This is a genomic window from Pseudomonas fragi, assembly GCF_900105835.1.
GTDB lineage: Bacteria > Pseudomonadota > Gammaproteobacteria > Pseudomonadales > Pseudomonadaceae > Aquipseudomonas > Aquipseudomonas fragi.
Genome location: NZ_LT629783.1, coordinates 4,786,677 through 4,808,437 on the forward strand (window position 1 = coordinate 4,786,677; position 21,761 = coordinate 4,808,437).

Here is a 21,761-nt window from a genome sequence, read left to right on the forward strand (position 1 = left end):
GGTTCCGGGTTACTCGCCCGCGGACTCTTGCTGCTCGCGGGCCAGGCGTCGTGCCTGGGCCTGTTTTTGCAGAATGTAGCGCGCCAGAAGCTGACGCTGGGTATCGGTGAGGGACTCGAATTCAGTGTTGATCCGGTAACCGCCAGCCTGTGCCTGGCAATCGACTACGCGGGCGCGCAGCAGCAAGCCCAGGGCCTGGGGCATCAGTACCAGTTTGATCGACAGATGGCTGCCTGTCGCGCAGGGCTGCGGGTGCTCAAATTCGATACCACCTTCGGAAAGCTGCACCGGCTGCAACTCGCCGATCTTGCCCAATACGGTCTGGGCAACGATCTGGCTGAGCAGTTCGACCCGTTTGTTCAGGGTCTTGAGGTAGCTGGAAAGGGTGCGGTCGCGTTCGCTGATCTGGCGCAGCAGGTGCTGGGACTCGAATTCACTCAGGTGCAGTTCACTGAGCAAATTGAACAGCGGCGACGCATCCTGCAACACTTCGCCGCTCGCGGCTTCGGCGGCTGCCAGCGGGGTTATTTCCAGTGCGATCATATCCTCGATACGGTAGTATTCGCGGCGATCTGCTTCATCTAATGTCGACATGGCGAACCCATGATGGCGGCTGTGGTCTGAGTGTAAAGCTGCTTATCAGGCCCCGCCACAAGGACGTCTTCTTTTCCCTCGAACAAGCCCCGACATGTTCAGACCTCTCTCGTTATTTATTGGCACGCGTTATACCCGTGCAAAGCGTCGCAATCATTTTGTGTCGTTTATTTCCCTGACCTCGATGATCGGGCTCGCCCTTGGCGTGGTCGTGATGATTGTGGTGCTGTCGGTGATGAACGGCTTCGATCATGAGATGCGCACCCGCGTGCTGGGCATGGTGCCCCACGCGACCATCGTCGGCGATCAACCGATCAGTGACTGGCAAAGCCTGGCTGCGAAGGTCAAGCAGAACCCCAAGGTGGAGGCGGTTGCGCCGTTTACCCAGATGCAGGGTTTGCTGACCAATGATGGCAATGTGCAGAAAGTCCTGCTCAATGCCATCGACCCGGCGCAGGAACGCAATGTCTCGATCATTGACCGGTTTATGCAGCAGGGCCAGCTCGACTCGCTGACCCCTGGCAGCTTCGGCATCATCATCGGCGACAAGGCAGCGAAAAAGCTCGGCGTAAGCGTCGGCGACAAGCTGACCTTCGTTGCACCGGAAGTCACGGTGACGCCAGCGGGGATGTTCCCGCGCATGAAGCGCTTTACCGTGCAGGGCATTTTTCATGTCGGCGCCGGTGAAATCGACGGTTACCTGGGCATCACCAACCTGCAGGACCTGGCGCGCTTGCAACGCTGGAAACCTGACCAGGTGCAGGGCCTGCGGCTGAAGTTCGATGACCTGTTCCAGGCTCCGCGTACCGCGTGGGAAATCGCCCAGCAGCTCGGCGAGAGCCAGTATTACGCCCGCGACTGGACCCGCACCCACGGCAACCTGTACCAGGCCATCCGCATGGAAAAAGCCATGATCGGCCTGCTGTTGCTGCTGATTGTGGCCGTGGCTGCGTTCAATATCATTTCCACGCTGGTGATGGTGGTCAATGACAAGAAGGGCGATATCGCCATCCTGCGCACCCTGGGTGCGACGCCGGGCACTATCATGGCCACCTTTATGGTGCAGGGCACCGTTATCGGTGTGGTCGGTACGGCCATCGGTGCTGTGGTCGGGATGCTGGCCGCGCTCAATGTCAGCGCCGCGATCTCGGCCCTCGAAGGCCTGATCGGGCACAAGTTTCTCAATGCCGACGTGTATTTCATCGACTACCTGCCCTCGCAACTGCAGGCCCAGGACGTGTTGATGGTGTGCGGTGCGGCATTGGTTCTGAGTTTCCTCGCGACCTTGTACCCGGCCTGGCGTGCTGCGCGCACCCAGCCTGCGCAGGCGCTTCGTTATGAGTGAGTTGGGCATGAAAGAACAAGCAGTGTTGAGTTGCCGCGACCTGGGAAAATCCTACGAGGAAGGCCCGGAATCGGTGGTGGTACTGTCGGGCCTGCAGCTTGAATTACACCCCGGTGAGCGGGTAGCGATCGTCGGCACTTCGGGGTCGGGCAAAAGTACGTTGCTCAATATGCTCGGCGGCCTCGATACCCCGACCACCGGCAGTGTCTGGCTGGCCGGTGAAGAGCTGTCGGCGCTGGGCGAAAAGGCCCGTGGCCTGTTGCGTAACCGCTCGCTGGGTTTCGTGTACCAGTTTCACCACTTGCTGCCCGAGTTCACTGCCCTGGAAAACGTCTGCATGCCGCTGCTGATCGGCAAGACCGCGATCCCCGAGGCCCGTGAGCGGGCCACGGCGCTGTTGACCCGTGTCGGCCTGGGCCATCGCCTGGAGCACAAACCGGCGGAGCTGTCGGGTGGCGAGCGCCAGCGCGTGGCCATTGCTCGGGCTCTGGTCAACAAGCCGGGGCTGGTGATGCTCGACGAACCTACGGGCAACCTCGATTCCCACACCGCACAAGGCATTCAGGATTTGATGCTGGAACTCAGCACCTCAATGCGCACTGCGTTCCTGGTGGTGACCCATGACATGAGCCTGGCCCGCCAGATGGATCGTGTATTGCACCTTCAGGAAGGTCGCCTGACCGCGATCTGACCGGCCGCAACCCGACGCCTGCAAGCGGGTGTCGGGTCTTCAATTTTTATACGGTGCCCGCGAATGTTCAGACCGTTATCGATTTTTATCGGCACGCGCTATACCCGCGCCAAGCGCCGCAATCGTTTTGTTTCGTTTATCTCCATGACCTCGATGATCGGCCTCGCCCTGGGCGTGCTGGCAATGATCGTGGTGTTGTCGGTGATGAACGGCTTCCAGCGTGAAATGAGCAACCGCATCCTCGGCATGGTGCCCCACGCGACCATCGTTGGCGTCAAGCCCATCGATGACTGGCGCCCGGTGGCCGAGGCGGCGATGAAAAACCCCGAGGTGACGGCAGCCGTACCGTTTACCGAGCTGGACGGCATGCTGTCCTATAAAGGCTCGATGCAGCCGATCCAGATCAGCGGCATCGATCCGGCGCAGGAAAGCAAGGTCTCGATCGTGACCCAGCATATCGTGCAGGGCAGCCTGCAGGACCTTAAGCCCGACGAGTATGGCGTGGTGTTGGGCGATATTGTCGCGCGGCGTTTCCGTCTGGGTGTGGGTGACAAGATCACCCTGATCGTGCCCGAGGCCAGTACTGCCCCGGGGGGGATTACCCCGCGCCTGCAGCGCTTGAACGTGGTGGGCATCTTCAAGGTCGGGGCCGAGCTGGATGGCACTATGGGCCTGATCCATATGGCCGATGCGGCCGCCATTCAGCACTGGGAGCCGAACCAGGTACAAAGTGTGCGCCTGGCGGTCAAGGACCTGTACGCAGCGCCGCAGGTGTCGCAGCAGGTGGCGGCGGGCCTGGGTGACGGCTACAAGGCCGATGACTGGACCCACACCCAGGGCAGTCTGTTCAGTGCCATGAAAATGGAAAAAACCATGATTGGCCTGTTGCTGCTGATGATCGTGGCGGTGGCTGCTTTCAACATCATCGCCACGCTGATCATGGTGGTGAACGACAAGGGGGCCGACATTGCCATCTTGCGCACCATCGGCGCGACGCCGCGCCAGATCATGGCCATCTTTATGGTGCAGGGTACGGTGATCGGTATTGTCGGCACCTTGATCGGCGGCGTGCTGGGGGTGATTGCGGCGCTCAATGTCAGTGAGCTGGTGGGCTGGATGGAGCGGGTGACCGGCCAGCACATCTTCAGTTCCGATGTGTACTTTGTCAGTAATCTGCCATCAGAGCTGCAGGGCGGCGATGTGGCGTTGATCTGCGGCGCGGGCTTTGTGCTGAGCTTTCTGGCCACGCTGTATCCGGCGTATCGGGCGGCGAAGATTCAACCGGCCCATGCGTTGCGCTATTCCTGATCAAATTTGCACTGTTCTGTGGGAGCGGGCTTGCTCGCGATGGCATCGACGCGGTGTGACTTAAGCACCGCGCCGCCTGCATCGCGGGCAAGCCCGCTCCCACAGTTGAATAAACCGGTCAGGCTGGCAACTCAATCACAAACCGCGTTACCCCCTCCTGCGACTCACAACGAATCTGCCCGCCATGGGCGCGAATAATCGACTGGGTAATCGCCAACCCCAACCCCGCATGCTCACTGCTGCCTTCACGGCGGGCCGGGTCTGCCCGGTAAAACCGGTCAAACAGGCGTGGCAGCAGTTCTACAGGAATCCCTGGGCCCGTGTTCTCGATGCTGATGCGTGCGCTGCTCGGCAAAGCCTCAATCAGCAACCTGATCGCGCCACCCGCCGGCGTATAGCGCAATGCATTATCTAGCAGGTTGGAGAGGGCGCGGCGCAGCATGCTGCGGTCGCCTGGCATGTGCGCGTTGCCTTCGCCGGTCAGTTCGATGTGCGAGTCTTCAGCCAGCAGCGCATAAAACTCCAGCAGCGCCTCCACTTCGCGACCCAGCTCCAGCGGCTCGCGGCGCGGCGTCAGCAGGCCGTGATCGGCCTTGGCCAGATACAGCATGTCGTTGACCAGTTGCGCCATCCACTGCAGCTCTTCGAGGTTGCTGTGCAGGGCCTCGCGGTATTCTTCAATGTCCCGGGGGCGGGTCAGGGTGACCTGGGTATGGGTCAGCAAGTTGGACAGGGGCGTACGCAGTTCATGCGCAATATCGGCGGAGAACGCCGACAATCGATGAAATGAATCGTCCAGTCGCGCCAGCATGGCGTTAAAGGCTGTGGCCAGCTCTGCCAGCTCGGCAGGCATTTGTTTCTCGGGCAGGCGTGAGTTGAGCGAGTCGGCCGACACACTGGCCGCAATCGCGCTCATGCGCCGCAAGGGGCGCAGGCCGCTACGGGCAGCCCAGGCGCCGAGAATCGCCGTGGCCAGCGCCGAGAGGCCGACAGTCATCCAGATCAGCCGCTGCATGCGCTGCAAAAAGTGCTGGTGATGGGTGATGTCGAGTAGCAGTGTCAGTTGCGGTGCATCCGGGCTGTCGTTTTCTGGCGCCAGCACACGGTAATCGGTGCCGTTGATCTGCAGGCTGCCCAGGCCCGGTTGTGTCTCAAGCTCCCGCGGCAGGCGCGGCGAGCTGTCAAACCACAGATGCCCGTCCGGGCCGCGTACCCGCACTGCCAGGTCCGGCTGATGGGCCAGGTCCTGCAGCAGGGCGGGCAGGCGCTGGGTGAAGCGCTCCAGGGTGTCAGCCCCGTGCAGCGTGCTGCGCAGTACGGCGAGGCGACTTTCCATCAGTTGCTGGTCCAGCTCGACAAAATGTACCTCACTGGCCCGCCCGAACAGCACCCCGGCAAACAGCGACACCACTGCGGTACAGCCGGCAAACAGCAGGGCCAGGCGACTGCTCAGGGACAGGCGGCGCATCAACTGCTGCGCTCCTCAAGCACATAACCCATGCCGCGCACGGTGTGGATCAGCTTTTGCTCATGACTGTCGTCGATTTTCAGGCGCAAGCGGCGAATTGCCACTTCGATGACGTTGGTGTCGCTGTCGAAGTTCATGTCCCACACCTGCGAGGCGATCAGGGACTTGGGCAGCACTTCGCCCTGACGGCGCAGCAGCAGTTCAAGCAGGGAGAATTCCTTCGCAGTAAGGTCAATGCGCTGGCCGTTGCGCTCGGCGCGGCGACGGATCAGGTCCAGGCGCAGGTCGGCCAGCTGCAGGTTGGTCTCCTGGGGGGTATTGCTGCCGCGGCGCAGCAGGCTGCGCACCCGCGCCAGCAACTCGGAAAAGGCGAACGGCTTGACCAGATAATCATCGGCGCCCAGTTCCAGGCCGTGGACGCGGTCATCGACTGCATCGCGTGCGGTCAAAAACAGCACCGGTATGCTCAGCCCTGCGCTGCGCACGGCCTGCAGGATTTGCCAGCCGTCGCGCCCGGGCAACATGACGTCGAGAATCAGCAGCGAATAATCGCCGGTCAATGCCAGGTGTTGCCCGGTAATACCATCGGCCGCCAGTTCGGTGGTGAAGCCGGCCTCGCTCAGGCCCTGGCGCAGGTACTGCCCGGTTTTCACCTGGTCTTCGACAATCAGCAGTTTCATGATCGACTCATCGTAAAAATTAACCTCAGCCTTATACCTTGGTGCAGGTTATGCGGGGGCAAGCTGACAAAGTTGTAATCTTGCGGTCAGTTAAATGCCAGTGCCGCTATTTTAAAGTGCTGCCAAGCCTGACATTTTTGTTTCTGGGAGTAAGTATGACCGCACGTATCCGTTTGTCGCTCGCTGGCTGTTTATTGGCCTTGAGCCTGCCGGTCATGGCATCACCGGCGGCTCATTTCGATTTCGGCCAGCCTGCACCTGCCGCCAGCGCGACGCGTACGGTGCAGGTCGAGATGAGCGATATCGCCTTCAGCCCCAAGACACTGGACGTTAAAGCCGGTGAAACCGTGCGTTTCGTACTGGTCAACAAAGGCCAGTTACTGCACGAGTTCAACCTGGGCAATGCGGCGATGCATGCGGCGCACCAGAAAGAAATGCTCGACATGCAGCAAAGCGGCATGCTCACCCCGACCGGCATGGGCCACGGCGGCATGGATCACTCGGCGATGGGGCACGGCTCGATGGACATGCCGGGCATGAAGCACGATGACCCCAACAGCGTGCTGGTCGAGCCGGGCAAAACCGCCGAGCTGACCTGGACCTTCACCCGCGCTGACAACCTGGAATTTGCCTGCAATGTGCCCGGTCACTACCAGGCGGGCATGGTCGGCAAGGTCAAGGTTGCACCTTAAAACGCCCTGATCGTCAGTCAACGCTGAAAGCCTGGCTTAAACCCGATAGAATTGCCGGGTTTTTCTAGCCAGGTTTTTGTCATGCATCCCGCCGCCGAACATTCCCCGCTGGGCAAGTCCAGTGAATACATCAGCACCTACACCCCGTCCTTGCTGTTCCCGATCCCGCGCGCGGCGAAATGGGCCGAGCTGGGGCTGAGCGCCGAAACCCTGCCGTATGTCGGCGTGGATTTCTGGACCTGCTTCGAGCTGTCCTGGCTGCTGCCCTCGGGTAAGCCGGTGGTGGCCATCGCCGAGTTCTGCTTTGCTGCCGATTCGCCGAATATCGTCGAGTCCAAGTCGTTCAAGCTGTATCTGAACTCGCTGAACCAGACGGTATTTGCCGATACGCCAAGCCTTGAGGCCACGTTGCGTGCAGATTTGTCAGCCGCTTCCGGCAAGCCTGTCAGCGTGCGCGTACGCAGTCTGGATGACGTTCAGGCTGATGGTGTAGGCGTTTTGCCGGGTGTGTGCATTGATGACCTGGACATCACGGTCAGTGATTACGCGCAGCCGCGTCCTGAATTGCTCAAGTGTGATGATTCGCAGGTGGTTGAAGAAAGCGTCTACAGCCATTTGCTCAAATCCAACTGCCCGGTCACCAGCCAGCCGGACTGGGGCACGGTGGTGGTCGAGTACCGTGGTGCGGCACTGGATCACGCCAGTTTGCTGGCCTATCTGGTGAGCTTTCGCCAGCATTCGGACTTTCACGAACAATGCGTGGAGCGGATCTTTCTCGACCTGCAGCGTTTGCTCAAGCCCGAGAAATTGACCGTGTATGCGCGTTATGTGCGCCGTGGCGGGCTGGATATCAACCCGTACCGCAGCACCGAAGCGGTCGAGTTCCAGAATGTGCGGCTGGTGCGTCAGTAATACGATTCAGCCTTGTGGGAGCGGGCTTGCTCGCGATGGTGTCGACGCGGTTTGCCTGACAAACCGCGTCGCCTGAATCGCGAGCAAGCCCGCTCCCACAGCGTTCAGTGCATTGCTCAGCCGTTATTCAACGCCTTTGCCTGCTCCAGCACGGCCTCGACATGGCCCGGCACTTTCACTCCGCGCCACTCGTGACGCAACACGCCGTCCTTGTCGATCAGGAACGTGCTGCGGTCCACGCCCAGATACTCCTTGCCATACAGCTTTTTCAGCTTGATCACGTCAAACAGCTGGCACAGGGCCTCGTCCTTGTCGCTCAGCAACTCAAACGGGAAGCCCTGCTTGGCCTTGAAGTTCTCATGGGACTTGAGGCTGTCGCGGGACACGCCAAACACTTCGGTATTGGCCGCCTGAAACTCCGCGTAATGGTCGCGAAAGCCCTGGCCCTCAGTGGTGCAGCCCGGCGTGCTGTCCTTGGGATAAAAATAGATCACCACCTGCTTGCCCTTGAGCTGCGACAGGCTGACGGTTTTTTCACTCGTTGCCGGGATCTGGAAATCGTCTACGGGTTGGTCAATTACAACGGCCATTGAGTCGGTTTCCTTACATCGGGTTCTGTGGGCGCCACGGTTCGATCAGTGCATCCAGGTTCAGCGCATCGGCGAAGTCCAGGAACTGATCACGCAGCCAGCTGATTTGTACGCCAGCCGGCAAGGTCACGGTAAAGGTGGCGTTAAGCATGGTGCCGCCGGTTTGTGGGGCCTGATAGGTGTCGCATGTCAGGTTTTCCAGCTCAACGTTGTGGTCCATGAAGAACTGGCACAGCTCGTTGATGATGTCCGAGCGGTAGGCCGAGCTGACATAGGCCACATACGGCAGTGCCTGCGGGCGGGTTTCCAGGGCAGCGCTGCGCACTACGTTGACGCTGAACGCGTGCTTTTTGGCCAGCGCAGGCAAGCCTGCTTCAAGGCGTGCCAGAGCGTCCCAGCTACCGGTTACTTCCAGAACCAGGGCACTGCATTCGCCGTGGCGGGTCAGGCGCGAGGTCACGACAGCGCAGCGATTTTCATGGCTGGCGCGGCACAGCACGTTAGTCAGCTCCATTGGGTTGGCGCCAAGGGCACTGATGACAAGGAATTGTTCGCGAACTGTGGGGGTGGACATTCAACCTTCCTAAAACGATGAGCGGTCAGTACGGTCGATGCTGGGCAAGTTGCCTGGCAGGCGCAGCTGGAGCGCCACAAGCCCGTCAAACCAGCGAAACAGGCGGTTTGCAGGCTGTGCAAACCGGGCTTGGCGGCGTTTGGACGGGGCTTTGGACGCCTGCAGAAGGCCTGTGAAACAGACTTGCACGCACATCAGTACCAATCAAAGGCTGAAGGGTAGCGAAAAGCAACGCGAAGGGGAATGCTCATCGGGCGCGCTGTTGCTTGTGCAAGGGTCATGGCGCCAGTACCATTACGGCTCTCTTTTTCCGGCAGGAGCGGTTGCATGATTGCGGGCAGTATGGTGGCACTGGTCACACCTATGGATGCACAAGGTCGTCTTGATTGGGACGCTCTGAGCAAACTGGTGGACTTTCACCTGCAAGAGGGCACCAACGCCATTGTTGCCGTTGGCACTACAGGTGAATCGGCAACTCTGGACGTGAACGAGCACATTGAAGTGATTCGTCATGTCGTCAAGCAGGTTGCAGGGCGTATTCCGGTGATCGCCGGCACGGGCGCCAACTCGACGCGTGAAGCGATCGAACTGACCACCAATGCAAAGGCCGCTGGCGCCGATGCATGTCTGCTGGTGACGCCGTATTACAACAAGCCGACCCAGGAAGGCCTGTACCAGCACTTCAAGGCGATCGCCGAAGCAGTCGATATCCCGCAGATCCTGTACAACGTTCCGGGTCGTACCGCCTGTGACATGCTGCCGGCCACCGTGATCCGCCTTTCCACCGTGCCGAACATCATCGGCATCAAGGAAGCCACCGGTGACCTGACACGCGTACCCGCCATCCTGGCCGGTGTGAGCAGCGATTTCCTGGTGTACTCCGGTGACGACGCCACCGCAGTCGAGCTGATCCTGCTCGGCGGCAAGGGCAATATCTCGGTAACCGCCAACGTTGCCCCGCGTGACATGAGCGACCTGTGCGCCGCCGCGATGCGTGGCGATGCCGACACGGCCCGTGCGCTGCACGAAAAGCTGATGCCGCTCAATAAAACCCTGTTTATCGAATCCAACCCTATCCCCGTGAAATGGGCGCTGCATGAGATGGGCTTGATGTCGGACGGTATCCGTCTGCCACTCACCTGGCTCAGCGAGCCTTGCCACGAACCACTGCGTCAGGCAATGCGCCAGTCCGGTGTCTTGGTTTAATTGAGGAAGCACTACGCATGAAGCGATTGGCCGGACTTTCCGCACTAGCCGTGATTATTTCCAGCACCAGCGGTTGCGGTTGGCTGTGGGGTCAAGAGGGTTACTTCCGCGACCGCGGCAGCGATTACCTGGAGGCGCGTCAAACCGCCCCGATGCAATTGCCGCCGGGTGTCCAGACTGACAAGCGCCTTGTGCCGCTGTTGCCGATCCCCAGCAACGTGCCCGACGACAACGTCAAGGGCGAGTTTGAAGTACCGCGTCCACAGCCCTTGGCTGTAGCTGCCAGTGCCAGCGATTTCAGCCTGCAAAAAAGCGGCGATAGCCGTTGGGTGATGGCGCAGCGTTCGCCGTCTGAAGTCTGGCCGGTGGCGATGCAGTTCTTCCAGGACAATGGCTTCCGTATCGACGAGCAGCGCCCGCAAACCGGCGAGTTCACCACGAGCTGGCAGCGCGCTGACGAACTTTCCGCGCCGATTGCCCGCCATGTGGGCAGCAGCGGCCTGGCCTCTGACAGCGAAACCCGCCTGCGGGTACGCATTGAGCCGGGTGTGCAGCGCAACACCAGCGAAATCTATGTGGTCAGTGCCAACCGCCCTGCGGGCAGCAGTGCCAATGTCGACTTCGGCAACCGTTCGGTCAACACCGGCCTGGATGCTGCCCTGGTTGATGAAATGCTGATCAGCATGAGCCGTAACGCCGAAAAGGGCGGATCGGTCTCGTTGCTCGCTGCGCGTGATTTCGACACCCCGGCACGGGTTACCCTCAGTGAAGACGGCAGCGGCAACCCGGTGCTGACCCTGACCGAAGACCTCGACCGTGCCTGGTCAGGTGTCGGCCGTGCGCTTGAACAGGGCGAATGGCGCGTTGAAGACATCAACCGCACCTTGGGCCTGTACTACATCAACCTGGCCGAAAAAGCCGAGAAGAAGGACGAGAAACCTGGTTTCTTCTCCAGTCTCTTTGGCAGCAAGCCGGACAAGGAAGAAGTGGAAGCCCGTGCCCAGCGTTATCAGGTTCGCCTGAGCAAGGTGGGTGATAGCGTGCAGGTTACCGTCGAAGAAAACATCAACACCGTGGCTTCGCCAGAAGTGGCACGCAAGGTGTTGGGCGTGATTCAAGACAACCTGGGCTGATCCTATGCGTTTTGCCGTTCTCGGCAGTGGTAGCCAAGGGAATGGCACGCTGATAGCCAGCGACAGCACTTATGTACTGGTCGATTGCGGTTTCTCGTTGCGAGAAACCGAGCGTCGTTTGGCACGATTGGGCGTCAGCGCCCATCAATTGAGCGCGATTCTGGTCACCCACGAACATGCCGACCATGTGCATGGCGTGGGTTTGCTGTCTCGGCGCTACAATTTGCCGGTGTACATGAGCCGTGGCACACAGCGCGGGATGCGCAAGCCTCTGGAGGCCGCCGGTTACGTGGCGGGTGGCCAGACGCTGCAAATCGGCGCGTTGACCGTCAGCGTGACCCTGGTTGCCCATGATGCCCAGGAGCCCACCCAGTATGTATTCAGCGACGGCAAGCGGCGTTTTGGCTTGCTCACCGACCTGGGCTCGTATTGCGCCGGGGTACTGGACAGCTACAGCGGCCTGGATGCATTGATGATCGAGGCCAACCACTGCCGCGACCTGCTCGCGCGTGGTCACTACCCGGCTTTTCTCAAGCAGCGGGTAGGAGGCCAGGAAGGACATTTGAACAACCACCAGGCCGCAAGCCTGGTGGCCGAGTTGGGCTGGCAAGACCTGCAACACCTGGTACTGGCCCACCTGAGCAGCAAGAACAACCTGCCGCAGCTGGCCCGGCAATGTTTTGTCGACACCCTCGGGTGCGACCCGGACTGGCTGCAACTGGCCGATCAAGATTCAGGGCTCGACTGGCGCACAATCGCCTAGCCCACCTACTTAGCATGCGGAGCCCATCATGGAAAAACGTGAAGAACTCTATCGCGGTAAAGCGAAATCGGTTTACAAGACCGACGACGAAAACCGCTTGATCCTGCTGTTTCGCAACGACACCTCGGCGTTCGACGGCAAGCGTATCGAACAACTTGATCGCAAGGGCATGGTGAACAACAAGTTCAACGCCTTCATCATGCAGAAACTCGAAGAAGCCGGCGTGCCGACCCAATTCGACAAACTGCTGGGCGACAACGAATGCCTGGTGAAAAAACTCGACATGATCCCGGTCGAGTGCGTTGTGCGTAACTACGCAGCGGGCAGCCTGGTCAAGCGCCTGGGTGTGGAAGAGGGCATGAAGCTCAACCCTTACACCTTCGAACTGTTCCTGAAAGACGACGCCAAGGGCGACCCGTTCATCAACGAATCCCACGTTGTGGCATTCGGTTGGGGCACGGCCGAGCAACTGGCGCGCATGAAAGAACTGTCGCTCAAGGTTAACGACGTCCTGAACAAACTGTTCGACGACGCCGGCTTGCTGCTGGTCGACTTCAAACTTGAGTTCGGCGTATTCCACGACGGTTCCATCGTCCTGGGTGACGAATTCAGCCCGGACGGCTGCCGTCTGTGGGACAAGGCTACCGGCAAGAAAATGGACAAGGACCGCTTCCGTCAGGGTCTGGGCGACGTTATCGAAGCCTACGAAGAAGTTGCAAACCGCCTCGGCGTCCCGCTTTAAGCAGTAAAGGCGCGCAAGCAACTGATACAGCGCGGTTTTTTTGAAAAAAGGCTTTGCCAAAATCAAAAACCGCGCTATTATTCGCGCCGTTGGAGAGATGCCAGAGTGGCCGAATGGGACGGATTCGAAATCCGTTGTACTGGCGACAGTACCTAGGGTTCGAATCCCTATCTCTCCGCCATTATTGAACAAGACGAAGCCCCTGAAATGGTTAAACATTTCAGGGGCTTTTTCGTGGGCGTCGATAAATGCGCCGCCAATCTACCCTCAGGCCGACACCACCCGGTTGCGACCGCTTTCCTTGGCGCGGTAAAGGCGTTCGTCGGCCCGTTTAAGTACCTGTTGTGCGGTCATTGGCGCGTTCGCCTTGCTGGCCACCCCTATGGATATAGTCAGCTTGCCGACTTGCGGTATACGCGCCTCGGCGATGCTTTGGCGTATGCGCTCGGCAATGGCTCCGGCTGTTTCTTGTGTCGTGTCCGGTAGCAGCAGCGAAAATTCCTCACCACCGCTGCGACATGCCAGGTCGTTTGCCCGGGAGTTTTGCTTGAGGATTTCGGCAACCTGCTTGAGTGCCACGTCACCTGCGTCGTGCCCGAATGTGTCATTGACCTTTTTGAAGTGATCGATATCCAGTGCCAGTACCGAGTACGCTTGCTCAGTCTGCTCCAGTACATTGAGCAGCTCATCCATCGCCCGGCGATTGGCCAGGCCGGTCAGAGGGTCGCTTTGTGCCTCGTGGCTGAGCCGGCCAAGCTTTTGCTGCAGCAGCTGTACGCCCGCCAGCATGGCCTGGCGGATGGCCGAGGCATCGTGGTACCAGGCGTTGATACGTTGCAGTTGCTGTGGGGTTTGCGCTGCCGATAACTGTTGGGCGGCTGCGGACAGCTGGCGCAGCGGTCGGGCGATCAGGGTGGTGCCGGCAAGTACCAGGCCCAGCCCCAAAACACCTGCCGGCAGCATGCCCATAAGCATGTCGTGCATCAGTTGCCTTAAGGTCGCCAGGCTCAGCGCCCTGGGCCGTTGCACGACCACTGCCCAGTTCGAGTCCGGCACCTGAGCGTAACCGGCCAGCATGTCGACGTTCCGCGAGTTGGCCACTTCCATTGAGCCGCGTTCGCCGCGCAATGCGGCATCGATCGCCGGGCTCCAGCTCAGCACTTCGGAAATCCGCTTGGGGTCAGGGTGGTAGAGCAGCCGGCGATGGCTGTCGGCAACAAATGCAAAAGTGCCTTCGTGATGAAAGTGGCTGCTGATGACGGTGTGCAAGGCGCTTTGCTCAAGCAGGTAAACCGAGCCCACCACCACGCCGAGAAACTCTGCGCCTTTGCCGAAAACCGGTTGTGAGATGAACACGACCAGATTGCCCTGCCTGGAAATATGGGTCGAACTGACCAGCGGGCGGCGCTCCTTGAGGGCCTGCTGGATGCCGTCTGCGCTGAAACCTGAGTCGCCAACTTGCGAGGCAGGCGGGTTCGCTGCGAGGACGTTGCCGTTGGCGTCGATGATTTCAATGGCATTGAAGTACAGGTCCTGTGCCTTCAGGCGCAAGGCCTCTTCATGCAGTACCTGCGGATCGTCCCAGTGCTTGCCGAGAATTTTGGCGCTGTAATTGAGGTTGCTGTGCGCCGCCCGCAAAAACTCACCGATGCTGGAGGCCACTTTTGCTGCATAGGCTGCATTGGACTCCAGGGTCGAATGGATCAGGGCGTCGCGCTGTACTCGATAAGCCACGACAAGACTGTTGCACAGCGTCGCCAGGACCGACATCAGAACAATGCAAAGGATCAGGCCGCGCAGGTTTACGGGCAATGGTCGTGATGGTTTGAAACGGTCGGTCATGGGCAGGTTCGATAAGCGTAATAAGCTGCAGTGGAGGATCGGATTCCAGAACCTGGCGGCGCGCAGGTCATTTGCAGAATAGGTACGGGTGAGCGCTCTGTCACACCCGTGAACAAGAAAAATGCTGACCTGCTATTCCCCTGCGGTCATGCACGAGGGCGGTTGCTGGCTCAAGGGCGGCGTTTGCCCGGGGTCAACAACTCGCGGATATCGCCTGTTTCGAGCACCGCCCTGGGTGCTCCGTGACGAACTACCTCAAGCATTGCCACACCAAGCTCCTCGGTGCTCAGCACATGTCTTGGCAGCAGTCGGCGTGCCAGCGACAGCAAGGGCCCGGTGAGCGTGTAAAAAATGTTGTAGGCAGGCGTTTTTGAGCGCACTCCGTGCAACGGCTGAATCACCCCGGGGCGGAACATATACGCGGCCTTGAAGGGCAGGGCCAGCAGATCTTGCTCGGTACGCCGCTTGACCCGCGCCCACATTGCCGACTGGCTGCCGGTGCCTGCGCCAGAGACGTAGGTGAAGGTCAGTTGCGGGTTGAGCGAGGACAAGGTGCGTGCCGCCGCCAGCGGGATATCGTGATTGATCCGCATGTAGCCGGCTTCGTCCAGCCCCATGGCGGACGCACCCAGGCAGAAAAAGCAGGCATCGTAGCCCGTCAGTTGGTCTTGCACCGGGGTGTAGTCGAGCAGGTTGCTCAGTACCAGCACGTCAAGTTTTGGATGGTTGATGGCCAGCGGTGTGCGGCCAACGGCCAGCACCTGGCTGACGTCATCAGCATTGAGTGCCTCGCGTAGTACGCCTTGGCCGACCATGCCGGTGGCACCAAAAATGATGATTTTCATGCAAATACTCCCCTGGACCCGTTCAATGGGCAGGCAAGGGCGCCTGCAATGCCCGCCAGCGCGCCGGTGTGGTGCCCTCCCAGGAGCGGAAGGCGCGATAAAACGAATTGGTGTCTTCGTAGCCGAGCAAGCAGGCAATTTCGTCAATTTCGATCGATGGCTCCGCCAGCAAATGGCGCACGATCTCCTGGCGTGTTTCCAGCATCAGCTGGCGAAAACTGGTGCCTTCTTCGGTAATGCGCCGTTGCAAGGTGCGCTCGCTCATGCCGAGTTCCCGTGCCACGTCGAGCATGTCCGGGCGGCCGCTGGCGAGGATGCGCTTGAGGGCTGTCTTTACTTGCAAGGCCATGCTGGCAGGTGCCGTGGCCTCGGCCAGCGCTGCAACGAGCGCCGGGTTGAGCATCTCCAGCAGTTGCGGGTTATGGCCCGGGAAGGGTCGATCCAGGTCGGCAGTATCGAGCACCAGGGCATTGCGCCCGGCACCAAAATGGACCGGGCAACCGAAAAAGTCGGCCAGTGCGCTGCTGCCATCATCAGGCCGGGCCAGCTCCACCCACTGCGCAACGATGTGCACCCGCGAGCCCCGGCGCCCCAATTCGATAAATGTGGCAAACGCCGCGTCGACCAACAGTGCGGGCGGTTGTTGCGCGGTGTGCAGCCAGTCGAGGGAGATCGTGCAGTGGCGTCCCGCTTCGCTGACGCGCAGGCGTTCGGGGGTACACAGTTGCTTGAACCTGGCCAGGCGGTGCAGCCCGTCGCGGTAATCGCGGGCTATAAATGCGGCAAAGCTGGACGGCGGCAATATGGCGATATCCAGCCGCGTTACCAGCAGGATACCGGCGGCCGGGTCAGGGTTGAGCACGTGCACGGCCTCCCAAAGATGGAAGAATTCCTGTGTGCTGACCTGGCGCCGGTCACGCAGCTCACGAATGCCCAGGGTAACGGGCAGCCGTGCCTGACGCAGAACCATTGCCGGCTCCAGGCCGATCAGGGTCAGACCATGCCAGAACGCATCGGGTACATTGAAACGCGAAGCGATGAGGCGGTTGGCGTCAGACATGGGGCTCCTTTGCCTGCTGTTTTGAGTGGGTTCAGTCCGATGCGGACACGCTGAGGTCGTGCCATTGTTGATCCGCCGCGGCAAGCTCGGCTGCCGCCCGGGCTGCGTATTGCACCGCGTCGCTACCGATCAGCAAGCGTAGTGGAGCATCCTCGGTCATTGCCAGTTCAAGCACGATTTGCGCCACTCGGTCCGGCCGGGTGGGCAGAATGCCGGGTGAGCCGAGCAACTCGATCAGTGCACCGACTGTTTGCCGGTAGGGCGCACTGACCGGCGGGATGGTCATGGAAGCCCCGGCCCAGTCAGTCTGCATACCGCCCGGCTCCAGCACGGTGACCTTGATCCCCAGTGGCGCCACTTCTTGAGCAAGCACCGTGGAAAACCCGCCCACCGCCCATTTTGCGCTTTGGTAAGCCGCCAGGCCCGGCATGCCGATACGGCCACCCAGCGACGAGACCTGGAAGATATGTCCGCTGCCCTGGGCACGTAAATACGGCAACACCGCCTTGCTCACATACACCACGCCATAGAAGTTGGTGTCGATCTGGGCCTTGAAGGCCTCAAGGGTGACATCTTCGACGGCGGCTATATCGCCATAACCCGCGTTGTTGACCACCACGTCCAGACGGCCGAAATGCTCCACCGCTGCCGCGACCGCACTGACCACCCGGGCGTTGTCGGTGACGTCCAGCGCCAGCGGGTAGACCGCATCGCCGTACGCGGCCACCAGGTCATCGAGCTGGCGCGGGTTGCGTGCTGTCGCAACCACCCGCTCGCCGGCGCGCAGGGCGGCCAGCGCAATGGCGCGGCCGAGGCCACGGGAACTGCCGGTGATAAACCATACTCTGGACATTCGAACACCTCGTTATGTGAGACCGCACAAACAATCTGTGAATCCATGATGGTCCAGACCGCGAGGCTGATCACTAGCAGCAGCACGCCAGACGACTTGCAAACGACGCCATTTGCTGTGCAAGCAAGCCAGCACCGGCACAGAAGCTCCCGCCCGATGGCGGCATCGGATTTGCTTAAAGGATCTACGCTGAAACTCGATCCCGCAGCTCCCCAGTCCTTTGTGCGCCCAAGGAAACGTGATGAACGCCGATCTGATCCTGTTCAATGGTCAATTCAACACCGTCGACCGCGACAATCCGCAGGCCAGTGCCGTGGCCATCCGTGAAGGCCGTTTTGTCACGGTCGGCACCGATGCCCAGGCGATGGCCCTGCGCGGTCCGGGCACGCAAGTCATCGATCTCAAGGGCCGCTGCGTCATTCCCGGGCTTAATGACTCGCACCTGCACCTGATCCGCGGTGGCCTGAACTACAACCTCGAATTGCGCTGGGAAGGCGTGCCGTCGCTGGCCGATGCATTGCGCATGCTCAAGGCGCAGGCCGCACGCACGCCCACACCGCAGTGGGTGCGCGTGGTGGGTGGCTGGAACGAATTCCAGTTCGCCGAGAAACGCATGCCGACCCTGGACGAACTCAATCAGGCGGCCCCGGACACCCCGGTGTTTGTCCTGCACTTGTATGACCGCGCCTTGCTCAACCGGGCCGCGCTGCGAGTGGCCGGCTATACCCGTGACACGCCGAACCCGCCAGGTGGCGAGATCGTGCGTGATGCCAAGGGCAACCCCACCGGCATGCTGGTGGCGCGACCCAATGCGATGATCCTCTATTCGACCCTGGCCAAGGGGCCAGCGCTGGCGCTGGAGTATCAGGTCAATTCGACCCGCCAGTTTATGCGTGAACTCAATCGCCTCGGGCTCACCAGCGCGATTGATGCCGGTGGTGGCTTCCAGAACTACCCCGACGACTACCGGGTCATCGAGCAACTGGCCAAAGACCGACAACTGACCATGCGCATCGCTTACAACCTGTTCACGCAAAAGCCCAAGGAAGAACTCGCTGACTTCAAGCACTGGACCTCCAGCGTCAAGCTGCACCAGGGCGATGACTTTTTGCGCCACAACGGTGCCGGGGAAATGCTGGTGTTCTCGGCGGCTGACTTCGAAGACTTCCTCGAACCGCGCCCTGACCTGCCGCAGACCATGGAAGACGAGCTGGAACCTGTGGTGCGCCATTTGGTGGAGCAGCGTTGGCCATTCCGCCTGCACGCCACCTACAACGAGTCCATCAGCCGCATGCTCGACGTGTTCGAGAAGGTCAATCGGGATATTCCGTTCAATGGCCTGCCATGGTTTTTCGATCATGCCGAAACCATTACCCCTCAGAACATCGAGCGGGTCAGGGCGCTGGGCGGCGGTATCGCGATTCAGGATCGCATGGCGTTTCAGGGCGAGTATTTCGTCGAGCGCTACGGCGCCAAAGCCGCCGAAGCCACGCCACCGATCAAACGCATGCTGGCCGAAGGCGTGCCGGTGGGCGCGGGTACCGATGCCACCCGGGTATCCAGTTACAACCCGTGGACATCGCTGTACTGGATGGTCAGCGGTCGCACCGTGGGCGGGCTCGAGCTGCATGCCGAAGGCCTGCCGCGGCTGACCGCGCTGGAACTGTTTACCCACGGCAGTGCCTGGTTTTCCTCCGAGCAGGGCAAGAAGGGCCAGATCAAGGTCGGCCAGCTGGCGGACGTCGCGGTCCTAAGTGCGGACTTTTTCAGCGTCGATGAAGAAGCCATCAAGTGGATCGAGTCGGTGCTGACCGTAGTGGGCGGCGAGGTCGTGTATGCCGCCGACGACTTCGAAAAACTTGGCCCGGCCCGGCTGCCGGTCTTGCCCGACTGGTCGCCGGTGGTGCAAGTCCCTGGCCACTGGCGCCCGGGCGCACCGTCCCTGGCCCACCAGTGCAGCGGGCCGTGCGCGGTGCATGCCCACGGCCATGAGAAGGCGCGTTTGTCGACTGCGCCAGTCAGCGATTTTGCCGGTTTCTGGGGCGCCTTCGGCTGCTCCTGTTTTGCGTTTTGATCCCGTTACACCCATCTATCAAGGAGTTCCATATGAGCCACGTTCCATACAAACGCCTGAACAAAGATGATGCTGTGGTGCTGCTGGTTGATCACCAGACCGGTTTGATTTCGCTGGTGCAGGATTTCTCGCCGAACGAATTCAAGAACAACGTGCTGGCGCTCGCTGATGTGGCCAGGTTCTTCAAGCTGCCGACCATCCTCACCACCAGTTTTGAAACCGGCCCCAACGGCCCATTGGTGCCCGAACTCAAGGAGCTGTTCCCCGATGCGCCCTACATCCCGCGCCCCGGTCAGATCAATGCCTGGGACAACGAAGATTTCGTCAAGGCGGTCAAGGCGACCGGGCGCAAGCAACTGATCATTGCGGGCGTGGTGACGGATGTGTGCGTAACCTTTCCGACGCTGTCGGCGCTGGCTGAGGGTTTCGAGGTGTTTGTAGTCACCGATGCTTCGGGCACCTTCAACGAAACCGTGCAACAGGCGGCGTGGGCGCGGATGACAGCGGCGGGTGCGCAGTTGGTCAACTGGTTCTCGGTGGCGTGCGAGCTGCAGGTTGACTGGCGCAACGATATGGAAGGCCTGGCCAACTTGCTGTCACCACGCATCCCCAACTACCGCAACCTGATGAACAGCTACTCGGCGTTTACCTCCAGATAACCCTCAACCTCCGTATCTGTTGATGAGTGGGACGAGGCTGCGTTCGGTGAGATGCGGCACCCCGAGGCAGCCTTCGTGAAACCCGAGCATGCGGTGTGTCAGATAAACCGCGCGCTCAGGTTTACGATTGCTTCGCAATCGAACGCAGCCTCGTTCCACTCGTCAGCTGCTACGGGGCGCTGGCTGCCCTTGCTCAATGCCGGTGCAACCAACTCAAAAACCCGCCTTTGCTGATCGGCGCCGGCGCGGTCATCAGCGCCATGCGGCTGCTTTGCTGGCGCACCGCCTGCAATTTGCTCAAGGCCTGGCCAACCTCGGCCCGCTGCACCATGCAGTCCCGGGTCAGGGCCTTGTCGATCTGATAAATGATGCTTGAGGTCAAGGCGGTAAAGGTCGCCAGGGACGGCGAGTCCGTGAGCACGCTTTCTTCGCCCATGATCTCCCCCGGCCCCATGCGCCCGGCTTCGACGGGGCCCTTGGGATCCGGCAGGGTGACGCTGATCACGCCGGTGCCGATCACCATCAGGCTGTCGGGTACCTCGTCATGGGCCAACACCACTTCACCGGCCGCGTATTGCCGGGCAACCATCGAGCGGGCGATCTGGTCGCGCTCCTGTTCACTCAACGAGCGGAAGATTTTTACGTCATCGAGCAACGCCCGGGCACGGCTCGCGGATTCGATGACCCTGTCGGGCTGGCGTGAAATGCCCACGGCCTCCAGGTGCCGGTGAGCCAGGTCGAACAACTGGTTGCGCACTTCGCTTTTTTTGCCCAGCTCGGCAATAAACCCGCTGGCCACGTATTCGGACAAGCTCTCGCCGGTTTCCTTGAGCGCCGCCCGGGGCGCCGGGTCGTGCAACAGGCTGCTGCTGCCCTGCAGGGTGCGCTCCAGGGCGTCCAGCACCCGCCGCGGGCGAACATGGTTGGGCACCTGGATACTGATCGACACCCCGTGCAGGTTGCCGGGCCGGCTCAGGTTGACGATTTTTGCCTTGGCTGCCACCGAGTTGGGCACCACCGCCGTGCTGCCTGCGCTGGTCAGCAGGTGGGTGGCGCGCCAGTCGATGTCCAGCACCTTGCCTTCGACCCCGTCGATCACCACCCAGTCATCCACCTGGTACGGTTTGGTGGTGTTGAGCACGATGCCGGAAAACACGTCGCTCAAGGTGCTCTGCAACGCCAGGCCGACCACGATGGCCACCACCCCGGAAGTCGCCAGCAGGCCCTTGACCGGTAGTTCCAGGACATAACCGGCCGCGGCGACGATGGCCGCCAGAAACACCAGCGCGCCAATGACATCCTGCAGCAGGCGGCCGCTGTGGCCGATGCGGCGCATCAGCGCCAGGCCGATAAGCTCGGTGAGCACCCGCGCCGCATACAGCCACCACACAATCCCCAGCGCGGTTGCCCCCAACTGGGCGACCCGATCATCGGTAAACAGCGGCGGCTGCAACGGGCTGACCCCGGCGTTGAAAACGATCACGCTGAATAACGCAAACAGCGCCAGGCGCACCGCGACCCGCGTAATGCGCTGCCTGAAGGGCGCCAGATGCCACAGCACGGCGTCGCTCACCAGCAGCAGGGCACTCCAGGACAACGGATGGTCGAGAAAAATGGACATGGGCAAATTCCGGTAAGCAAACAGGCGGGACTGAACACAGGTTAGCCGGATGTTGCGAAGGGGGCGCACGGATGCAAGGGGGTATTTATGCATGCAAGGTATAAGTGCT

General features: G+C 60.8%; 21 protein-coding genes and 1 tRNA gene. 12 read left to right on the plus strand and 10 right to left on the minus strand.

Annotation, left to right across the window (positions count from 1 at the left end; all coding sequences use genetic code 11):
- Positions 1-9 precede the first annotated feature (9 nt).
- Positions 10-594, minus strand: a complete 585-nt coding sequence (locus BLU25_RS22095) for a PilZ domain-containing protein (protein ID WP_016780063.1) — start codon at positions 592-594, stop codon at positions 10-12.
- Positions 595-688: 94 nt separating this feature from the next.
- Between BLU25_RS22095 and BLU25_RS22100 the strand changes: the two genes are divergently transcribed.
- The 3 genes from BLU25_RS22100 (at position 689) to BLU25_RS22110 (ending at position 3,938) form a co-directional block, all read left to right on the plus strand.
- Entirely contained in the window at positions 689-1,939 is a 1,251-nt protein-coding gene (locus tag BLU25_RS22100) for a lipoprotein-releasing ABC transporter permease subunit (RefSeq protein WP_016780064.1), read from the plus strand.
- Between the two features lie 7 nt (positions 1,940-1,946).
- Positions 1,947-2,630, plus strand: a complete 684-nt coding sequence (lolD, locus tag BLU25_RS22105) for a lipoprotein-releasing ABC transporter ATP-binding protein LolD (protein WP_169716033.1) — start codon at positions 1,947-1,949, stop codon at positions 2,628-2,630.
- 63 nt (positions 2,631-2,693) lie between these two features.
- A complete protein-coding gene (locus BLU25_RS22110) occupies positions 2,694-3,938 on the plus strand; it encodes a lipoprotein-releasing ABC transporter permease subunit (RefSeq protein ID WP_083369831.1) in 1,245 nt (414 codons plus the stop codon).
- A gap of 118 nt (positions 3,939-4,056) precedes the next feature.
- Here the strand turns inward: BLU25_RS22110 and BLU25_RS22115 are convergent, their stop codons facing one another.
- Together BLU25_RS22115 and BLU25_RS22120 are read right to left on the minus strand one after the other, a co-directional pair.
- Entirely contained in the window at positions 4,057-5,406 is a 1,350-nt protein-coding gene (locus BLU25_RS22115; RefSeq protein WP_083369832.1) for a heavy metal sensor histidine kinase, read from the minus strand.
- Positions 5,406-6,086 (minus strand): heavy metal response regulator transcription factor, encoded by a 681-nt coding sequence (locus BLU25_RS22120; protein ID WP_083369833.1) that lies wholly within the window; start codon positions 6,084-6,086, stop codon positions 5,406-5,408. The genes BLU25_RS22115 and BLU25_RS22120 overlap by 1 nt, the downstream gene beginning before the upstream one ends.
- Positions 6,087-6,241: 155 nt before the next feature.
- On the opposite strand from BLU25_RS22120, the gene copI reads away from it, so the two are divergent.
- Together copI and queF are read left to right on the plus strand one after the other, a co-directional pair.
- Positions 6,242-6,778, plus strand: a complete 537-nt coding sequence (gene copI / locus BLU25_RS22125) for a copper-resistant cuproprotein CopI (protein ID WP_016780068.1) — start codon at positions 6,242-6,244, stop codon at positions 6,776-6,778.
- Between the two features lie 81 nt (positions 6,779-6,859).
- Positions 6,860-7,690: an NADPH-dependent 7-cyano-7-deazaguanine reductase QueF gene (gene queF / locus BLU25_RS22130; protein ID WP_083369834.1), complete on the plus strand. Its 831-nt coding sequence runs from the start codon at positions 6,860-6,862 to the stop codon at positions 7,688-7,690.
- 116 nt (positions 7,691-7,806) lie between these two features.
- Here queF and BLU25_RS22140 read toward each other — a convergent pair whose 3' ends face one another.
- Together BLU25_RS22140 and BLU25_RS22145 are read right to left on the minus strand one after the other, a co-directional pair.
- Positions 7,807-8,280 carry a peroxiredoxin gene (locus tag BLU25_RS22140; RefSeq protein WP_016780070.1) on the minus strand — a complete coding sequence of 158 codons (474 nt, stop codon included), beginning with the start codon at positions 8,278-8,280 and terminating at the stop codon, positions 7,807-7,809.
- Between the two features lie 13 nt (positions 8,281-8,293).
- Positions 8,294-8,854, minus strand: a complete 561-nt coding sequence (locus BLU25_RS22145; protein WP_016780071.1) for a glycine cleavage system transcriptional repressor — start codon at positions 8,852-8,854, stop codon at positions 8,294-8,296.
- A gap of 327 nt (positions 8,855-9,181) precedes the next feature.
- On the opposite strand from BLU25_RS22145, the gene dapA reads away from it, so the two are divergent.
- The 5 genes from dapA to BLU25_RS22175 all read left to right on the plus strand — a co-directional run bounded on the left by dapA (position 9,182) and on the right by BLU25_RS22175 (position 12,879).
- Positions 9,182-10,060 carry a 4-hydroxy-tetrahydrodipicolinate synthase gene (gene dapA / locus BLU25_RS22155; RefSeq protein WP_016780073.1) on the plus strand — a complete coding sequence of 293 codons (879 nt, stop codon included), beginning with the start codon at positions 9,182-9,184 and terminating at the stop codon, positions 10,058-10,060.
- Positions 10,061-10,077: 17 nt separating this feature from the next.
- Positions 10,078-11,193 (plus strand): outer membrane protein assembly factor BamC, encoded by a 1,116-nt coding sequence (bamC, locus tag BLU25_RS22160; protein WP_029611313.1) that lies wholly within the window; start codon positions 10,078-10,080, stop codon positions 11,191-11,193.
- 4 nt (positions 11,194-11,197) lie between these two features.
- Positions 11,198-11,956 carry an MBL fold metallo-hydrolase gene (locus BLU25_RS22165; RefSeq protein WP_016780075.1) on the plus strand — a complete coding sequence of 253 codons (759 nt, stop codon included), beginning with the start codon at positions 11,198-11,200 and terminating at the stop codon, positions 11,954-11,956.
- Positions 11,957-11,984: 28 nt separating this feature from the next.
- Positions 11,985-12,698 (plus strand): phosphoribosylaminoimidazolesuccinocarboxamide synthase, encoded by a 714-nt coding sequence (purC, locus tag BLU25_RS22170; RefSeq protein ID WP_016780076.1) that lies wholly within the window; start codon positions 11,985-11,987, stop codon positions 12,696-12,698.
- A gap of 91 nt (positions 12,699-12,789) precedes the next feature.
- A tRNA-Ser gene (locus tag BLU25_RS22175) sits at positions 12,790-12,879 on the plus strand.
- 86 nt (positions 12,880-12,965) lie between these two features.
- On the opposite strand, the gene BLU25_RS22180 is transcribed toward BLU25_RS22175, so the two are convergent.
- From BLU25_RS22180 to BLU25_RS22195, 4 genes are all read right to left on the minus strand, one after another.
- Positions 12,966-14,540 (minus strand): sensor domain-containing diguanylate cyclase, encoded by a 1,575-nt coding sequence (locus tag BLU25_RS22180; protein ID WP_016780077.1) that lies wholly within the window; start codon positions 14,538-14,540, stop codon positions 12,966-12,968.
- Between the two features lie 170 nt (positions 14,541-14,710).
- A complete protein-coding gene (locus BLU25_RS22185) occupies positions 14,711-15,385 on the minus strand; it encodes a Rossmann-fold NAD(P)-binding domain-containing protein (protein WP_016780078.1) in 675 nt (224 codons plus the stop codon).
- A 22-nt stretch (positions 15,386-15,407) separates the two neighbouring features.
- A complete protein-coding gene (locus BLU25_RS22190; protein ID WP_016780079.1) occupies positions 15,408-16,445 on the minus strand; it encodes an AraC family transcriptional regulator in 1,038 nt (345 codons plus the stop codon).
- A gap of 31 nt (positions 16,446-16,476) precedes the next feature.
- Entirely contained in the window at positions 16,477-17,298 is an 822-nt protein-coding gene (locus BLU25_RS22195; RefSeq protein WP_016780080.1) for an SDR family NAD(P)-dependent oxidoreductase, read from the minus strand.
- 241 nt (positions 17,299-17,539) lie between these two features.
- Between BLU25_RS22195 and BLU25_RS22200 the strand changes: the two genes are divergently transcribed.
- Together BLU25_RS22200 and ycaC are read left to right on the plus strand one after the other, a co-directional pair.
- The gene (locus tag BLU25_RS22200) at positions 17,540-19,372 is read left to right on the plus strand and encodes an amidohydrolase (protein ID WP_016780081.1); all 1,833 of its coding nucleotides are present in this window, start codon (positions 17,540-17,542) and stop codon (positions 19,370-19,372) included.
- A 32-nt stretch (positions 19,373-19,404) separates the two neighbouring features.
- Complete coding sequence (gene ycaC / locus BLU25_RS22205) at positions 19,405-20,031, plus strand: isochorismate family cysteine hydrolase YcaC (RefSeq protein ID WP_016780082.1); 627 nt, start codon at positions 19,405-19,407, stop codon at positions 20,029-20,031.
- 193 nt (positions 20,032-20,224) lie between these two features.
- Here ycaC and BLU25_RS22210 read toward each other — a convergent pair whose 3' ends face one another.
- Positions 20,225-21,652: a mechanosensitive ion channel family protein gene (locus BLU25_RS22210; protein WP_016780083.1), complete on the minus strand. Its 1,428-nt coding sequence runs from the start codon at positions 21,650-21,652 to the stop codon at positions 20,225-20,227.
- Positions 21,653-21,761 lie beyond the last annotated feature (109 nt).

Bases quoted from the DNA above. Each gene is read 5' to 3' on its own strand.
- BLU25_RS22095 (WP_016780063.1), bottom strand. From the start codon at position 594: ATGTCGACATTAGATGAAGCAGATCGCCGCGAATACTACCGTATCGAG.
- BLU25_RS22100 (WP_016780064.1), top strand. From the start codon at position 689: ATGTTCAGACCTCTCTCGTTATTTATTGGCACGCGTTATACCCGTGCA.
- lolD (WP_169716033.1), top strand. From the start codon at position 1,947: ATGAAAGAACAAGCAGTGTTGAGTTGCCGCGACCTGGGAAAATCCTAC.
- BLU25_RS22110 (WP_083369831.1), top strand. From the start codon at position 2,694: ATGTTCAGACCGTTATCGATTTTTATCGGCACGCGCTATACCCGCGCC.
- BLU25_RS22115 (WP_083369832.1), bottom strand. From the start codon at position 5,406: ATGCGCCGCCTGTCCCTGAGCAGTCGCCTGGCCCTGCTGTTTGCCGGC.
- BLU25_RS22120 (WP_083369833.1), bottom strand. From the start codon at position 6,086: ATGAAACTGCTGATTGTCGAAGACCAGGTGAAAACCGGGCAGTACCTG.
- copI (WP_016780068.1), top strand. From the start codon at position 6,242: ATGACCGCACGTATCCGTTTGTCGCTCGCTGGCTGTTTATTGGCCTTG.
- queF (WP_083369834.1), top strand. From the start codon at position 6,860: ATGCATCCCGCCGCCGAACATTCCCCGCTGGGCAAGTCCAGTGAATAC.
- BLU25_RS22140 (WP_016780070.1), bottom strand. From the start codon at position 8,280: ATGGCCGTTGTAATTGACCAACCCGTAGACGATTTCCAGATCCCGGCA.
- BLU25_RS22145 (WP_016780071.1), bottom strand. From the start codon at position 8,854: ATGTCCACCCCCACAGTTCGCGAACAATTCCTTGTCATCAGTGCCCTT.
- dapA (WP_016780073.1), top strand. From the start codon at position 9,182: ATGATTGCGGGCAGTATGGTGGCACTGGTCACACCTATGGATGCACAA.
- bamC (WP_029611313.1), top strand. From the start codon at position 10,078: ATGAAGCGATTGGCCGGACTTTCCGCACTAGCCGTGATTATTTCCAGC.
- BLU25_RS22165 (WP_016780075.1), top strand. From the start codon at position 11,198: ATGCGTTTTGCCGTTCTCGGCAGTGGTAGCCAAGGGAATGGCACGCTG.
- purC (WP_016780076.1), top strand. From the start codon at position 11,985: ATGGAAAAACGTGAAGAACTCTATCGCGGTAAAGCGAAATCGGTTTAC.
- BLU25_RS22180 (WP_016780077.1), bottom strand. From the start codon at position 14,540: ATGACCGACCGTTTCAAACCATCACGACCATTGCCCGTAAACCTGCGC.
- BLU25_RS22185 (WP_016780078.1), bottom strand. From the start codon at position 15,385: ATGAAAATCATCATTTTTGGTGCCACCGGCATGGTCGGCCAAGGCGTA.
- BLU25_RS22190 (WP_016780079.1), bottom strand. From the start codon at position 16,445: ATGTCTGACGCCAACCGCCTCATCGCTTCGCGTTTCAATGTACCCGAT.
- BLU25_RS22195 (WP_016780080.1), bottom strand. From the start codon at position 17,298: ATGTCCAGAGTATGGTTTATCACCGGCAGTTCCCGTGGCCTCGGCCGC.
- BLU25_RS22200 (WP_016780081.1), top strand. From the start codon at position 17,540: ATGAACGCCGATCTGATCCTGTTCAATGGTCAATTCAACACCGTCGAC.
- ycaC (WP_016780082.1), top strand. From the start codon at position 19,405: ATGAGCCACGTTCCATACAAACGCCTGAACAAAGATGATGCTGTGGTG.
- BLU25_RS22210 (WP_016780083.1), bottom strand. From the start codon at position 21,652: ATGTCCATTTTTCTCGACCATCCGTTGTCCTGGAGTGCCCTGCTGCTG.